At 70.7% G+C, this 15,361-nt stretch carries 14 protein-coding genes and 1 tRNA gene; 3 read left to right on the forward strand and 12 right to left on the reverse strand.

Annotation, left to right across the window (positions count from 1 at the left end; all coding sequences use genetic code 11):
- Positions 1-22: 22 nt before the first annotated feature.
- The 5 genes from JOD60_RS11725 to JOD60_RS11745 form a co-directional block, all read right to left on the reverse strand.
- Positions 23-766, reverse strand: a complete 744-nt coding sequence (locus JOD60_RS11725) for an SDR family NAD(P)-dependent oxidoreductase (protein ID WP_076690774.1) — start codon at positions 764-766, stop codon at positions 23-25.
- Between the two features lie 33 nt (positions 767-799).
- On the reverse strand, positions 800-1,987 hold the full coding sequence (locus JOD60_RS11730) for a nitrate ABC transporter substrate-binding protein (RefSeq protein WP_076690775.1): 1,188 nt from the start codon (positions 1,985-1,987) through the stop codon (positions 800-802).
- A gap of 65 nt (positions 1,988-2,052) precedes the next feature.
- Positions 2,053-2,937, reverse strand: coding sequence for an ABC transporter permease (locus tag JOD60_RS11735; protein WP_076690776.1), 885 nt, complete (start codon positions 2,935-2,937; stop codon positions 2,053-2,055).
- Positions 2,937-3,674: an ABC transporter ATP-binding protein gene (locus tag JOD60_RS11740; protein WP_076690777.1), complete on the reverse strand. Its 738-nt coding sequence runs from the start codon at positions 3,672-3,674 to the stop codon at positions 2,937-2,939. Before JOD60_RS11740 ends, JOD60_RS11735 begins: the two co-directional genes overlap by 1 nt.
- Positions 3,671-4,918, reverse strand: coding sequence for an amidohydrolase family protein (locus tag JOD60_RS11745; protein WP_076690778.1), 1,248 nt, complete (start codon positions 4,916-4,918; stop codon positions 3,671-3,673). Before JOD60_RS11745 ends, JOD60_RS11740 begins: the two co-directional genes overlap by 4 nt.
- A gap of 226 nt (positions 4,919-5,144) precedes the next feature.
- On the opposite strand from JOD60_RS11745, the gene JOD60_RS11750 reads away from it, so the two are divergent.
- The 3 genes from JOD60_RS11750 to JOD60_RS11760 all read left to right on the forward strand — a co-directional run bounded on the left by JOD60_RS11750 (position 5,145) and on the right by JOD60_RS11760 (position 7,328).
- Positions 5,145-5,711: a helix-turn-helix domain-containing protein gene (locus JOD60_RS11750; protein ID WP_076690779.1), complete on the forward strand. Its 567-nt coding sequence runs from the start codon at positions 5,145-5,147 to the stop codon at positions 5,709-5,711.
- A complete protein-coding gene (locus tag JOD60_RS11755; protein ID WP_076690780.1) occupies positions 5,708-6,682 on the forward strand; it encodes a PDR/VanB family oxidoreductase in 975 nt (324 codons plus the stop codon). The genes JOD60_RS11750 and JOD60_RS11755 overlap by 4 nt, the downstream gene beginning before the upstream one ends.
- Positions 6,683-6,818: 136 nt before the next feature.
- The gene (locus tag JOD60_RS11760; protein WP_076690781.1) at positions 6,819-7,328 is read left to right on the forward strand and encodes a DUF3145 domain-containing protein; all 510 of its coding nucleotides are present in this window, start codon (positions 6,819-6,821) and stop codon (positions 7,326-7,328) included.
- Between the two features lie 177 nt (positions 7,329-7,505).
- Here the strand turns inward: JOD60_RS11760 and JOD60_RS11765 are convergent, their stop codons facing one another.
- From JOD60_RS11765 to JOD60_RS11795, 7 genes are all read right to left on the reverse strand, one after another.
- Positions 7,506-8,744: a beta-ketoacyl-[acyl-carrier-protein] synthase family protein gene (locus tag JOD60_RS11765; protein ID WP_076690782.1), complete on the reverse strand. Its 1,239-nt coding sequence runs from the start codon at positions 8,742-8,744 to the stop codon at positions 7,506-7,508.
- A 63-nt stretch (positions 8,745-8,807) separates the two neighbouring features.
- Entirely contained in the window at positions 8,808-9,056 is a 249-nt protein-coding gene (locus JOD60_RS11770; protein WP_005049448.1) for an acyl carrier protein, read from the reverse strand.
- A 93-nt stretch (positions 9,057-9,149) separates the two neighbouring features.
- On the reverse strand, positions 9,150-10,184 hold the full coding sequence (locus tag JOD60_RS11775) for a beta-ketoacyl-ACP synthase III (RefSeq protein ID WP_076690783.1): 1,035 nt from the start codon (positions 10,182-10,184) through the stop codon (positions 9,150-9,152).
- Entirely contained in the window at positions 10,181-11,101 is a 921-nt protein-coding gene (locus tag JOD60_RS11780) for an ACP S-malonyltransferase (RefSeq protein ID WP_076690784.1), read from the reverse strand. The genes JOD60_RS11775 and JOD60_RS11780 overlap by 4 nt, the downstream gene beginning before the upstream one ends.
- Positions 11,102-11,197: 96 nt before the next feature.
- Positions 11,198-12,418: a PucR family transcriptional regulator gene (locus tag JOD60_RS11785; protein ID WP_076690785.1), complete on the reverse strand. Its 1,221-nt coding sequence runs from the start codon at positions 12,416-12,418 to the stop codon at positions 11,198-11,200.
- Between the two features lie 8 nt (positions 12,419-12,426).
- A complete protein-coding gene (gene aceE, locus JOD60_RS11790; RefSeq protein ID WP_076690786.1) occupies positions 12,427-15,156 on the reverse strand; it encodes a pyruvate dehydrogenase (acetyl-transferring), homodimeric type in 2,730 nt (909 codons plus the stop codon).
- A 129-nt stretch (positions 15,157-15,285) separates the two neighbouring features.
- Positions 15,286-15,358, reverse strand: a tRNA-Val gene (locus JOD60_RS11795).
- Positions 15,359-15,361 lie beyond the last annotated feature (3 nt).

Below are 15,361 nucleotides of genomic sequence, written 5' to 3' on the forward strand. Positions count from 1 at the left end.
GTGGATGGGGTGCCGGCGGCGGTCAGTGCATGACCATGCCGCCGGTGACGTTGAGTGCCTGCCCGGTCACGTAGGCGCCGTCGGTCGCCAGGTAGGCGACGAGCCCGGCGACGTCGTCGGGCTGTCCGAGACGTCCAAGCGGCGAGCGGGCGGTCCACTGCGCGACCTGCTCCTCGGAGCGCGTCGCGGCGCCCATGTCGGTGAGCACGTAGCCGGGGCAGATCGCGTTGACGGTGATGCCGAACGGGCCCCATTCGATGGCCGCGGCCCGTGTGAGGGCGACGACGGCCGACTTGGATGCCGCGTAGTGCGCCTCCATGGCGCCGCCGGACTTGGCGGCCATGCTGGCGAGGTTGACGATGCGGCCGCCGCCCCGGGCCATCATGGCCGGGGCGACCGCCTGCATCGCGGTGAGGGTGCCGCGCGCGTTGATGTCCATCACGCGATCCCACTCGGCCGCGTCGATCTCCAGCAACGGGACGAGCCGGAACACGCCGGCGCAGTTGACCAGGACGTCCACGCCGCCGAGCGCCGCGGTCGCGTCGGCGATCGCCGCGCGGGTCTGGTCGGGGTCGGCCAGATCGAGCGGCAGGAAGCGCGCGCCGAGGTCGGCGGCGCGCTCCTGCGCGCCGTCGACGGGGAGGTCGAGGACGACGGCCTCGGCCCCCTCGTCGACCAGGCGCCGCACGATCGCCGCGCCGATCCCGCCGATCCCTCCGGTGACGATGGCCGTGATGCCGGTGAGGCGGGCGGGGGATGTCGTCATCGGAGGGACCTCGGGGTTCTCAGGGAGCGGTGATCAGAAGGAGATGGACGAGTCCAGGAACTGGTCCGTCCAGATGTCGTCGACGGTCACGCCGTCCTTCACCGGCAGGCCCTGCTCGGTGTAGATCGGGGTGACGAGCTCGAACAGGTCGCTCATGCGGGTGTCGTCGACGGTGCCCATGGCGCCGTCCGCGTCGTTGCCCGCGATGCCGTCCTTCAGCATCGTGTCGACGGAGTACTCGGCCACGCCCTGGCTGTAGACCCAGCCCGTGTCGTACGCGTCGACGAGCTCGAGGATCAGGTCGATGGTCGCCTGCGGGGCGGCGTAGAAGTCGACCGTCGCCTGCTGCAGCACCGGGACGAGGGCCGTGAGGCACTCGCTGTAGGTGTCGATGTTCTCCGGGATGACGCTCATGACAGCCGCGTACTTCGGGTATCCGGCGTCGTTGATGAGCTGGTAGCCGACCGGCTTGCCCCACTCCGACACCTCGTTCTCGTAGATGTACGGCTCGGCCGAGGCGAAGCCCTGCTGGGCGATCTTGCCGCCCTCCGAGACGAACACGGCGGGCGTGCCGTCGTAGGTGGAGTCGATCTGGTCGGCCGAGAGGATGCCCTGGCCGACGAACGCGTCGATGTAGGTGCCGCCCGGGAAGACGCGGATGGTCACGTCCTCGGCACCCAGGTCGGCGATCCCCTCGACGTCCGGGTAGGTCTCCGGGTCCCACATGATCATCTGCGGGTCCTTCTGCAACGGCGCGAAGACGCCGACGGTGGGGAGGTCGTCCGAGTGAGCGATGGCCTCGTCCGTCCCGACGTACGCGAGGAAGATCGACGGGTCGTTGTACATCTGGGCGTTCGGCTGCGTGAAGCCGGTCGCCGGTCCGCCGGACAGCACCGTCACGTCGACGCCGGTGTACTCGCCAGATGCCATGAGCGGGCCCGTCACGGACTTCTCGTCCGAGTCGACCGTGTAGCCGGGGCCGACGAGCTCGTACAGGTGTCCGTGCTCGGACTCCGGGTTCCAGTCGGTCTGGATGCGGATGTCGGCGGGGCAGCCGGCCGCGGCCAGATCGATCGACCCGATCTCGAGGGCGTCCGACGAGGAGGCCTCGGGCGAGGACGAGGACGAGGACGAGGACGAGGACGAGCAGCCGGCGAGCGTCAGGGCGCCGACGACGACGAGGCCGGCCGCGGCGTAGCCGCTCTTGCGTGCAATTCGCATGGTTCTCCTAGTGATGTGGGTGGTGCGGACGGGACTGTGGTGCGTGACGGACGAACCCCGGCGGATCAGCCGAAGTCGTACCACTTGCCGACGGCTCGTCGGGCGAGCCAGCCGAAGAACAGGAAGATGACGACGCCGAACAGCGACGCCACGAGGATCGAGGCGAACAGCTCGGGGCTCTGCAGTCGCGACTGGTACTTCGCGATGAGGGCGCCGATGCCGGGGGTGCCGCGCTGGAAGAAGAAGTCGCCCACGATCGCGCCGACGATCGACAGGCCGGCCGAGATGCGCATGCCTGCGAACATCGCCGGCAGCGCCGTCGGCAGCTCGAGCTTGCGCAGCACGATCCAGCGCGTCGCCTTCTGCAGCTGGAACAGTTCGCGCGCCCCGCGGTCGACGGACTGCAGCCCGAACAGCGTGTTGGAGACGATCGGGAACAGCGCGATCAGCACGCACACGATCGTGCGGGCGATGAAGTCGTAGCCGAACCAGAAGCCGATGAGCGGCACGACGGCCAGGATCGGGATCGACTGCAGGATCACGGCGTAGGGGAACGTCGTGCGCTCCACCCACTTCGCGAGGTTCATGGCGACGGCCCACACCACGCCGATCACGATCGCGATGATCAGACCGACGAGGGCGACCTGGGCGGTGTTCCACAGCGCCTCGAAGATCTCCGGGCCGTTCTTCGGGTCGAAGTAGACGGCGAGGATCACGTGCGGCTGCGGCATGAGGTAGCCGCGCGTTCCCAGCAGCACGTTGACGAGGTAGACCACGCCGACGATGAGCGCGAGCAGCAGGATCGGCGGCACCCAGTAGGTCGGCTTCATCCACAGGGGGCGGCGCCGACGGGGCACGGTCGCCTGCTCCTGCGCGATCTCGGCCGGATCGGCCACCGTGTGCACGGGCGGAGCGGACGCAGCGGGCGCGTCGCGGACGGTCTCGGACATCAGTGGTGCCCCTCTCTCAGTGCGTGCGAGACCTTGCCGACGAGTTCGGCGAAGGCTCCCGTGTAGCGGATCTCGGGGTCGCGGGGCATGTCGAAGGGGACCTCGAAGGTGTCGACGATGTGGCCGGGGCGACCGGACATCACGACGACCTTCGTCGACAGGTAGACCGCTTCGGACACCGAGTGGGTGATGAACAGGCCGGCGAACTGCGTCTCGACGAACAGGCGCAGCAGTTCGTCGTTGAGGTGCTCGCGCGTGATCTCGTCGAGCGCTCCGAACGGCTCGTCGAAGAGGAACAGCTCGGGGTCGAGCGTGAGCGAACGCGCGAGCGATGTGCGCATGCGCATGCCGCCGGACAGCTGGCGGGGCAGATGCTTCTCGAACCCCGACAGCCCGACGAGCTCGATCGTCTCGGCCGCCTTCTTGGACCGCACCGCCTTCGTCTGCCAGTTCAGCTCGGCGAGCAGCTCGACGTTCGCCTGCACGTCGCGCCACGGCAGCAGCGTCGCGTCCTGGAACACGTAGCCGATCCGCGAGGTGCTGACGGTGGCCGTGCCGTCGCTCGCGGTCTCCAGACCGGAGGCGATGCGCAGCAGCGTCGATTTGCCGCAGCCGGAGGGGCCGACGACGGTCACGAACTCGCCGCGGTCGACGACGAGGTCCACGCCGCGCAGGGCGACGGTCCCGTCCGGGAAGGTCATCTCGACGTTTCGGAAGTCGAGGAGGGTCTCCGTCACGCGGACACCTGCCTTTCAGTGATCCGCGACCAGGAAGCGGTGGTCACGGTGGCATCGGTCGAGGACACCAGGCGCCCCCGGTGGATGACCCGGCGGTTCGGGTCGGCGGTGGCGGCCACATCGGCCGGGCTCGTGCCCTTCACCGCCAGGAACTCGGCGCGGGCGCCCGCGACGGGGCCGGCGGGTTCCAGGCGCATGACGGATCGCGCGCCGTGGGAGACGAGCGCGAGCGCCTCGTCGATCGTGACGTGTGCGGCCGTGACCAGCAGCGCGACCGTCTCGAGCGGATCGCAGCGGCCGAGCGGGTTGAACGGGTCGCGCACGTTGTCGGCGCCGGCACCGAGCCGCACGCCGGCGTCGAGCAGGGCGCGCACGGCCGTGATGCCGCGCGGCGTCGCGACCGGTGCGTCCCAACCCTGCAGGTAGAGGTTGGTGATGGGGAGCGTGATGATCCCGAGATCCGCGGCGCGGACCGCCTCGACGACGGGCGCCAGGTCGGCCGGGGGCAGGGTGCCCAGGCGCGAGCAGTGGCCGGCGGATGCTGAGGCATCCGTCCACCCCGCCGTGCGCCGAGCCAGCTCGACGATCGTCAGGGGGCCGTCGAGGGCCTCGTCGGTGTGCATGTCGACGCTGCAGCCCAGCCGCTCGGCCAGGCGCAGGAGCCGGTCGAGCTCGCCGAGGGGGTCTGCCGCCAGGTGCGGCGCACCGCCGATCAGGTCGACGCCGCGCCGGACGGCCTCCTCGTGGAGCTCGTCGGCAACGGTGTCGTCGCCCAGCGTGCACAGCTCGATCTCCATGAGGTCGCGCAGCTCCTCGCGCACCTGGAGCAGGGCGTCGACGCCGCGCAGCGGGTCGGGGCCGGGGAGGAAGTTGACGTGCGAGCGCACCGCCGTCACGCCGTGGGCGAGCATCTCCAGCGCCGTCGTGCGCGACCGGTCGGCGATCGACTCCCGCGTCTCCGCGTCCGCGTAGGCGGCGTACTGGGCGATGGCGGACGGCAGATCGCCGAACACGGGGGAGATGCGCTCCCACGTCCGCGACTTGTCGAGGTGGGCGTGCGGGTCGGCCGCGGCCGCCAGCAGCACGAAGCCGGTCAGGTCGAGCACCTCGTCCGCGGCGGCGGCCGGTGCCGTTCCGGCCGGCCGGACGCGCGCCACGACCTCGCCGTCCAGCACCACGTCAGCGCGTGTGCCGTCGGGCAGCGTGGCGTTGCGCAGGAGGCGCAGGGGGCGCGGAAGGTGCACGGGACTCCTTGGTGACGTCGCGTTCTGTCGGGTGTGCTGACGCGGTGCGATGTTGATAGCCTCAACATCGGTGACGCTACGGGGGCCGTGTTTCCAACGAGTGACACGATCGTGTCTCTCTGTTAATCACGGCGTCCGTCGCTTGCGCCGGGCCGTGCGGGCGTCCTTCCGGCGCCCGCACACGACACACCGTCCGCACGCGCGGGAGACCAGGCAGGAGGAACCCATGGCTGCAGAGCCGAGCACCGGCGTGGACTGGCTGGGTCCGCGGGTGCGCGCGCTGCGCACGCAGCGCGGCCTGACCCTCGTGCAGCTGGCCGCCCTGTCGGACCTCTCGCATCCGTTCCTGAGTCAGCTCGAGCGTGGCCTCGCCCGCCCCTCGATGGCGTCGCTGGAGAAGATCGCCGCGGCCCTGGCCACGAGCGTGGTCGAGCTGCTCACCGACGATCGCCTCGACGCCGCGAGCCCCTCGGTCGGCATCGTCCGCGCCGCCGACGGCGTCGTCGGACCGTTCGGCAGCGGCCTCGGACGTGCGCTCGTCGTGGGCGGCCGGCACCCCTTCCTGCCCATCGAGTACACGGGCGACACGGCCGTGTGGGGGGAGGTCGTCGTGCACGCGGAGGACGAGTTCCTCCACGTCATCGACGGCCGCATCGAACTCGAGCTCGACGGCGTCGTGCACACGCTCGGCCCCCGCGACTCGGCCTACACCTCGGGCGGAGCGGGCCATCGCTGGCGCTCGCCCGACGGCCGCCCCTACCGCCTGATCCTCGTGAAGGAGTCGAACGTATGAGCGCACCCCAGGGAGAACTCGAGCTCGAGGTCCTCGCCGTCCGGGCCGCGGCCGCAGACGTCGTCGAGATCGAGCTCGCACGCAGATCGGGACCGCCCCTGCCGGCGTGGGAGCCCGGCGCCCACATCGATCTGATCCTGCCGGACGGCCTCGTGCGGCAGTACTCCCTGGCGGGGGACCCCGCCGCAGCGACGTGGCGGCTCGGCGTGCTGCGGGAGGCCGAGGGACGCGGCGGCTCGCGGTGGATCGCCGACCGGCTGACGGCGGGGGCGGTCCTGCGCGCCGCCGGCCCGCGCAACCACTTCGCGCTTCCGCCCGGCCGCGCCGGCGACGGCGCCGCCGCGGCTCCGCTCGTGTTCGTCGCCGGGGGCATCGGCATCACGCCGGTCCTGCCGCTCGCCGCCGCCGCGGCGGCGAGCGGGCGTGACGTGACGGTGCACTACTGCGGGCACGAGGAGCGCATGCCCTTCCTCGGCGAGTTGGCGCGCACGCACGGCGACCGCCTCCGCCTCCACGTCAGCGAACGCGGTGAGCGGCTCGACGTCGACGCGCTCATCGAGGATGCCGCCGCCGCGGGCGCGGAGATCGTCACGTGCGGGCCCGCACGCCTGCTGGACGCCCTGCAGATCGCGGGCGCGGCGCGCGGGGTGGGCGTGCACCTGGAACGCTTCGAGGCGGAGCCGCTCGCCGCGCCCGTCTGGGAGGGGGCGTTCGAGGTCGAGCTGTCGCTGACGGGCGTCACGGTCGAGGTGCCGCCGGACCGCTCGATCCTGCAGGTCGCGGAGGAGGCGGGGGCGCTCGTCCTCTCCAGCTGCACCGAGGGCACGTGCGGGACGTGCGAGACCCCCGTCCTGGAGGGGGCCGTGGACCATCGCGACTCGATCCTCACGCCCGCCCAGCGCGCGCGCAACGACACGATGTTCGTGTGCGTCTCGCGGGCGGCATGCCCGCGCCTCGTGCTCGAGCTGTGACAGGCCGGCGCGCCCGGAATCACACGCTTGTCATTCCGGGGGCGCATCGGCGATAATGGGCGCATAACTGCAGAGCCCGCCATGCTCCGGCACTCAGGTCGTAGGGGAAGACGTACCTGAAGAAACGGAGAATGCGATGGCGACCACGTCGACCCTGGCGCGCGGAGTGATCTACATCCACTCCGCGCCGCGCGCGCTGTGTCCCCACCTCGAGTGGGCGGTCGGTCGCGCCCTGGGGCGTGCGGTGAGCTTCGACTGGGCCGATCAGCCCGTCCTCGCCGGCAGCCGCCGGGCGGAGTTCTACTGGGAAGGTCCCGCCGGCACCGGCGCGGCCCTCGCGACCGCGATCCGCGGCTGGGAGCACCTGCGCTTCGAAGTGAGCGAGGATCCGACTCCCCGCAGCGACGGCGGCCGGTGGATGCACACCCCTGACCTCGGCATCCACTTCGCGCAGACCGACACCGCCGGCAACGTCGTCATCGGCGAGGATCGCATCCGCTACGCCCTCGAGATCGCCGCGGGCGACGCGTTCGACCTGCAGCGTGAACTGCAGGTCGCGCTCGGATCGGCGTGGGACGAAGAGCTGGAGCCCTTCCGCCACGCGAGCGACGACGCCCCGGTGGTCTGGCTGCACAAGGTCGGCTGACACAACTTCACAGACCAGGCGGCGCGGAAGCGCTCGTACCGGCCTCGGACGGCTTCCCGGGGACTGGGATCGCGTGTCGGCCGCCTCACCCGAGAGAACCCCCTCCGCGTGGCGGAGGGGGTTCTTCGCGTCGTGGTCGGCCGTCGGAAACCCGAGACCCGCTGGTCGCGCGGCCGGTCAGGCCGAGGCGAACGCAGCGACGGCGTTGTGTCCGCCGAAGCCGAACGAGTTGCTGATCGCCAGCTGCGGACCGTCGCCCAGCGGCTGCGCGGAGCCGGAGATGCGGAAAGGGACCGCCGGGTCCTGCTCGGTGATGTTGATCGTCGGCGGCGCGACGCGGTCGCGGATGGCGAGCACCGTGAAGATGGCCTCCAGCGCGCCCGTCCCGCCGAGCAGGTGGCCGGTCGAAGCCTTCGTGGCGGATACCGGGATCTCGTCGATCCGGTCCCCGAAGACGCTCTTCAGCGCGACGTACTCGTTGGGGTCGCCCACCGGGGTGGACGTCGCGTGGGCGTTGACGTGCGTCACGTCGTCGGGGGAGGCATCCGCCATCGCCAGCGCCATCGAGACCGCGCGCGCCGCGCCCGTGCCCTCGGGGTCGTTGGCGGTGATGTGGTACGAGTCGGCGGTGACCCCGCCGCCCACCACGACGGCGTAGATCTTCGCGCCGCGAGCCTTCGCGTGCTCCTCGGTCTCGAGGATGAGCACGCCGGCTCCCTCGCCCATGACGAACCCGTCACGGTCGATGCTGCCGGGGCGCGACGCCGTCTCGGGGGAGTCGTTGCGCTTGGACAGCGCCTGCATCGAGGCGAACGACGCGATCGTGATCGGGTGGATCGCCGATTCGGTACCGCCGGCGATGACCACGTCGGCCAGGCCGTCGCGCAGGTGCTCGACGGCGTTGACGATCGACTCGGTGCTCGAGGCGCACGCGCTGGCGACGGTCCGCGCATACGCGCGGGCACCGAAGTGCAGCGAGAGGTTGCCGGCCGCGGCGTTGGGCATGAGCATCGGCACCGTCATCGGCATGACCCGACGCGGTCCCTTCTCGCGCAGCGTGTCCCACGCGTCCAGCAGTGTCCACACACCCCCGATGCCGGTCGCGAAGTCGACACCGAGACGTTCGGGGTCGACCTCGGGGCTCCCGGCGTCCGCCCACGCCTCCATGGCCGCGACGAGCGCGAACTGCGACGAGGGGTCCAGGCGCTTGGCGATCGGGCGCTCCAGGACGGTGTCGGGACGCACCGCGGCCTGCGCCGCGAAGGTCACCGGCAGCTGGTACTGCTCGACCCAGTCGTACTCGAGCGTGCGGGCGCCGGAGGCACCGTCCAGCAACGCGGACCAGCTCTCGGGCGCGGTCCCCCCGATGGGGCTGGAGGCGCCGATGCCGGTGACGACGATTCGGGGAATGCTCATGGTCTCCTCAGATGCTCCGGTGGGGGCGTGGGCCCCCACCGGGGTGCAGGTGGCCGACCCGTGTCAGGCCTGGTTGGTCGTGATGAAGGTGACGGCGTCGCCGACGGTCTTGAGGTTCTTGACCTCTTCGTCGGGGATCGTGACGCCGAACTTCTCCTCGGCGTTGACGACGATCGTCATCATCGAGATGGAGTCGATGTCGAGGTCGTCGGTGAACGACTTCTCGAGAGCGACCTCGTCGGCCGAGATGCCGGTCTCGTCGGTGATGAGCTCGGCGAGCCCTGCGAGGACCTCGTCGTTGCTGAATGCCATGGGATTCTCCTTGTTTATCGGGGTTTCACCGGCCCTGCGGGGCCGACGTTCAGTCTAGGTGCGGCGACCGCCGCGCCAGGGTATCTCGGGCCGTCAGGGGAGGACGACCACCTGAGCGCCGAAGACGAGCCCGGCGCCGAAGCCGATCTGCAGCGCGAGTCCGCCCGACAGCTCCGGATGCTCGGCGAGCAGGCGGTGCGTGGCAAGGGGGATGGATGCCGCGGACGTGTTGCCCGTGGTCTCGATGTCACGGCCGATCACGACGGTGTCGGGCAGCTTCAGCTGCTTGGCGAACTCGTCGATGATGCGCATGTTGGCCTGATGCGGAACGAAGGCGGCGAGGTCTTCCGGCTGCACGCCGGCCTCTTCGAGCGCTTGCCGGGCGACCTTCACCATCTCCCACACGGCCCACCGGAAGACAGTGGGTCCCTCCTGGCGCAACGTCGGCCACGGCGCCTCGCCGTCGCGGAACTCCACGAGCGTGTGGTTCATGCCAACGGCGTCGGCTTTCGACCCGTCCGAGCCCCACACCGTCGGTCCGATGCCGGGGAAGTCACTCGGTCCGATCACGACGGCGCCGGCGCCGTCGCCGAGGAGGAAGGAGATCGACCGGTCGGTGGGGTCCACGACGTCGCTGAGCTTCTCGGTGCCCACGACGACCGCATAGTGCGCGGCACCGGCGCGGATGAGCGCATCGGCCTGCGCCACGCCGTACGCGAAGCCGGCGCAGGCGGCGTTGACGTCGTACGCGGCGGCGGGATTCGCGCCCACCCGGTCGGCGACGATGGCCGACACAGAGGGCGTCTGCTTGGGGTTGGAGATCGTGGCGACGATCACGGCGTCGACCTGCGACGCGTCCACGCCGGAGCGGGCGATCGCCTCCGCCGCGGCGTCGGCGGCCAGATCGATCGCCGTGGTCTGCTTGTCCGCGCGGGATCGCGTGACGATGCCGGTGCGCTGCCGGATCCACTCGTCGCTGGAATCGATCGGGCCGACGAGGTCGTCGTTGGGGACGGCGTTCTCGCCGCGCGCCGCGCCGTACGCGTAGATGCGCGTGTGGGCGGGTCCGGTGGGCTGGGTGAGTGTGGGGCGCCGGGTCGGCGCGGCGTTGGTGGGCGCGTCGGTCACGCGTCGCCTCCTGTCAGCAGGGCGGCCGCGGCCGCGAGGTCGTCGGGGGTCTTCACCGCGACGGTGGGGATGCCGCGCAGCGCGCGCTTGGCGAGGCCGACGAGCGTGCCCGCCGGGGAGAGTTCGATGATGCCGGTGACCCCCGCCGCGGCGAAGGAGTCCATGCACAGGTCCCAGCGCACCGGCGACGACACCTGGTCGACCAGCAGGTCGAGGGCCGTGCGACCGTCGGTCACGAGTGATCCGTCGCGGTTGGTCCACAGCGACACCGCGGGGTCGGATGCCGTCACCTCCGCCGCGGCGACGCGCAGCGTCTCGACGGCGGGCGCCATGTAGGAGGTGTGGAAGGCTCCGGCGACCTGCAGCGGGAGGACCCGGCTGGCGGGCACCGGATGCGCGGCGAGTTCGGCGAGGGCGTCGAGGGCGCCCGCGGCGACGATCTGACCGGCGCCGTTGTGGTTCGCCGGGGTGAGCGCCAGTTCGTCGAGCAGCGCGAGCACCGCATCGCGGTCGCCGCCGAGCACGGCGGCCATGCCCGTGTCCTTGCGGGAAGCGGCCTCGGCCATCGCGCGTCCGCGCAGTCCGACCAGCCGCATCCCGTCCTCCGCGGTGACGACACCGGCGGCGACGAGCGCGGCGATCTCGCCGACCGAATGACCGGCGACGCCGCCGGGGCGGACGCCCGCGGCATCCGTCAGCGCGTCGTACGAGACGAGGCTCGCCGCGACGATCAGTGGCTGAGCCACGCTCGTGTCGCGGATCTCGTCAGCATCCGCCACGGTGCCGGCGGCGACGAGGTCCACGCCGGCGGCCGCGGAGAACTCCTCGAGTCGCTCGCGGACGCCGGGAAGGTCCAGCCAGGGGGAGAGGAAACCGGGCGTCTGCGAGCCCTGTCCAGGGAAGACGGTGATGATCACCTGCCTATCCTCCCAACTTCTGCGCGTCGACGGTGGCGAACCCGTCACAACAAACGTGGATTGCTTTGTGCGTGCCCTACAGGACGGCGTGGGTCGTCAGGCGTTCCCCGGTCGACGCATCCCCGCGTTGCGGCGGCGCGTCACTTCCGTGCCGATCGAGCCGATGATGAGCGCCGTCTGCAGGATCAGCGCCTCACGCGGACCCGTCGCATCCCAGCCGATGACATCCGACACGCGCTTGAGGCGGTACCTCACCGTGTTCGGGTGCACGAACAGCTCACGCGCGGTCGCCTCCAGCGACCGGCCGTTGTCGAGGTAGCTCCACAGCGTCGTCACGAGATCCGCGGAGTGGGCCTGCAGCGGGCGGTAGATGCGCTCCACGAGCGTGGCCTTGGCGACGGTGTCGCCGGCCAGGGCGCGCTCGGGCAGCAGATCGTCCGCTTCGACCGGGCGCGGGGCGTTGCGCCACGCGCCGGCGACGGAGAACCCGGCGAGGGCGGCCCGGGCGCTCAGACCGGCATCCACCAGGGCGGGGACGGTCGGGCCGACCACCAGGTGCCCCGCGCCGAACCCGGGCTCCAGCCGGCGGGCGATCTCCGGGAACGGCAGCTCCTCGGCGGTCGTGTCGCGACCGGGCAGTTCGGCGCGGCCGATCACGACCACGAGGCGCGACCCCTGCACCCCGATGAGCACGTCGACGCCGAGCTTGCGGGCGAGACGCCGCAACTGGTCGACGTCGAACTGGGGCGGCGTCGTGCCGACGAGCACCGCGACCTCGCCGTGACCGTGCCAGCCGAGGGCCGCGATCCGGCTCGGCAGCTCCTCGTCGGCCTCTCCGGTGAGGATCGAGTCGACGACGAGCGCCTCCAGGCGCGCGTCCCACAGTCCCCGCGCCTCGGCGGCCCGGGCGTACACGTCCGCCGACGCGAAGGCCACTTCCCGGGAGAACAGCAGGATGCTCTCGCGAAGGTCCTCCGCGCGGCCGGCGACCCGCTCCTCGGTCACAGCGACGGTGACCCGGATCAGCTGCAGCGTCTGGGTGAGACTGACGCTGCGCAGCAGCTCGCGGGGAGCCGCGGCGAAGATGTCGGCCGCGATCCACGGCGTCGACTGCGGGTCCTCGTACCACTGGATGAACGACGCGATGCCCGCCTGCGCCACCAGGCCCACCGCGGAGCGGCGGGCCGGTGGCATGTCGGCGTACCACGGCAGCGACTCCTCGAGCCTCTTGATCGTGGCCGTCGCCAGGTCGCCGGAGATGCGGCGGAGCCACGCGAGCGTCTCCGCCTTCTCCTGCGGCGTGGGCCGGGCCGGCATCGAGCGGATCAGCTTTCGCCGCCGGCGTTGCCGGTCGTCCCCGCCGTCACGTCGTGCAGACGGTAGCGCTCGATCGCCTGCGCCGAAAGGGCCCGGTCGACGAGCCCCTCCTCGGCCAGCGCCTGGAGCGTGCGCACCACGATCGACGGGCCGTCGATCTTGAAGAAGCGGCGCGCGGCGGCGCGGGTGTCGGAGAACCCGAAGCCGTCGGCGCCCAGGGTCGCGTAGCGACGCGGGATCCACGGGCGGATCTGGTCCTGCACGGCGTGCATGTAATCGCTGACGGCGATGACCGGACCGGCGGTGTCCTGCAGCTTGTGCGTGACGTACGCGGTGCGCGGCTCGGCGAGCGGGTTGAGGAAGTTGTGCTCGTCGGCGGCGAGGCCGTCGCGGCGGAGCTCTGTCCAGCTCGTCACCGACCAGACATCCGCGACGATGCCCCAGTCGTCCTTGAGGAGCTGCTGGGCCTCGAGGGCCCACGGCACACCCACGCCGGAGGCGAGCAGCTGCGCGCGGTGCCCGTCGCCGGAGCCCTCCGAGATGCGGTGGATGCCGCGGACGATGCCGTCCACATCCACGTTCTCCGGCTCCGCGGGCTGCACGAGCGGCTCGTTGTAGAGCGTGATGTAGTACATGACGTTCGGGTCGGGGTGGTTGCCGCCGTACATCCGCTCCAGGCCCGAGCGCACGATGTGCGCGATCTCGTACCCGTAGGCGGGATCGTAGGAGACGGTGGCCGGGTTGGTCGAGGCCAGCAGGTGCGAGTGGCCGTCGGCGTGCTGCAGGCCCTCACCGGTCAGCGTCGTGCGACCGGCCGTGGCGCCCATGATGAAGCCGCGCGCCATCTGGTCGCCCGCCGCCCACTGGGCGTCGCCGGTGCGCTGGAAGCCGAACATCGAGTAGAAGATGTAGACCGGGATCAGCGGCTCGCCGTGCGTGGAGTACGACGTGGCGGTGCCGGTGAAGGCGGCGACGGCACCGGCCTCGTTGATGCCGACGTGCATGATCTGGCCCTGCGGGCTCTCCTTGTAGGCCAGGAGCAGCTCGCGGTCGACGGACGTGTAGTTCTGTCCGTTCGGGTTGTAGATCTTCGCGGTCGGGAAGAACGCGTCCAGGCCGAAGGTGCGCGCCTCGTCGGGGATGATCGGCACGATGCGGTGCCCGAAGTCCTTCGAGCGCAGCAGGTCCTTCAGCAGTCGCACGAACGCCATCGTGGTGGCGACCTCCTGCGTGCCCGACCCCTTCTTCGGCAGCGCGTAGGCGCTGTCGTCGGGGAGGGTGATCGGCAAGTGGTGAGTACGGCGCTCCGGAAGGAACCCGCCGAGCGCGCGGCGGCGCTCGACCATGTACTGGATCGTCTCGTCCTCGAGTCCCGGGTTGTAGTACGGCGGCAGGTACGGGTTCTCCTCGAGCTGCGCGTCGGTGATCGGAATGCGCATCGAGTCGCGGAAGTGCTTCAGGTCGTCGAGCGTCATCTTCTTCATCTGGTGGGTCGCGTTGCGGCCCTCGAAGTGGTGCCCGAGTCCATAGCCCTTGATGGTCTTGGCGAGGATGACCGTCGGCTGGCCCTTGTGCTCGGTCGCCGCCTTGTAGGCCGCGTAGAGCTTCTGGTAGTCCAGGCCGCCGCGGCGCAGGCCGCCCCAGATGTAGTCGTCCGAGAGGTCTTTGACCATCGCGGCGGTGCGCTCGTCGCGACCGAAGAAGTGGTCGCGGATGAACTTTCCGTCCTCGGCGCGGTAGGTCTGGAAGTCGCCGTCGGGCGTCGTGTTCATGAGCTTCACGAGCGCGCCGTCCACGTCGACCTTCAGCAGGTCGTCCCAGCCGCGACCCCACACGACCTTGATGACGTTCCAGCCCGCACCGCGGAAGAACGCCTCGAGCTCCTGGATGATCTTGCCGTTGCCGCGCACCGGACCGTCAAGACGCTGCAGGTTGCAGTTGACGACGAAAGTCAGGTTGTCCAGTCCCTCGTTGGCGGCGACCTGCAGCTGACCGCGCGATTCGACCTCGTCCATCTCGCCGTCGCCGAGGAACGCCCACACCCGCGAGTTCGAGAGGTCCTTGATCCCACGGTTGGTGAGGTACTTGTTGGTCATGGCCTGGTAGATCGCGTTGATCGGTCCGAGGCCCATCGACACGGTCGGGAACTGCCAGTACTCCGGCATCAGGCGCGGGTGCGGGTAGGAGGGGATGCCGAGGGGAGCCCGCGACTTCTCCTGGCGGAACCCGTCGAGCTGGTCGGCCGAGAGGCGTCCCTCGAGGAACGAGCGGGCGTAGATGCCGGGGGAGGCGTGACCCTGGATGAAGATCTGGTCGCCGCCACTCGGGTCGTCGAGGCCCCGGAAGAAGTGGTTGAAGCCGACTTCGTAGAGGGACGCCGACGACGCGTAGGTGGAGATGTGTCCGCCGACGCCGATGCCGGGGCGCTGCGCCCGGTGCACCGTGAGCGCGGCGTTCCAGCGGATCCAGCGGCGGTAGCGGCGCTCGAGCTCCTCGTCACCGGGGAACTCGGGCTCGTTCTCCGGCGCGATGGTGTTGATGTAGTCGGTGACCGGCACCTGCGGCACGTTCAGCTGCAGCTCGTGCGACTTGTTCAGCAGGCTCAGCATGATCTCGCGGCCACGGCCGGCGCCCTTCGCGTCGACCAGCTGCTGCAGCGACTCCGCCCACTCACTGGTCTCTTCAGGATCGCTGTCCTGCGGGCCCTGCGAGTACGGATCCTGATCGTTGACAGTCACGGGAGACCTTTCTTCATCTGGCAGATCGTGCCAGGACGGGGCTTCGGATGCGGTCGGCTTTTGTTCAGCAGCGACAACGCACCATCGATCAGCCTAGTCACATCCGGACGGCTCGGAGCTCGCAGACGGTGGGCCCTGCCGGGATCGAACCGACGACATCCACGGTGTAAACGTGGCGCTCTACCAGCTGAGCTAAAGGCCCTGG

Source organism: Microbacterium aurum (genome assembly GCF_016907815.1).
Taxonomy (GTDB): Bacteria; Actinomycetota; Actinomycetes; order Actinomycetales; family Microbacteriaceae; genus Microbacterium; species Microbacterium aurum.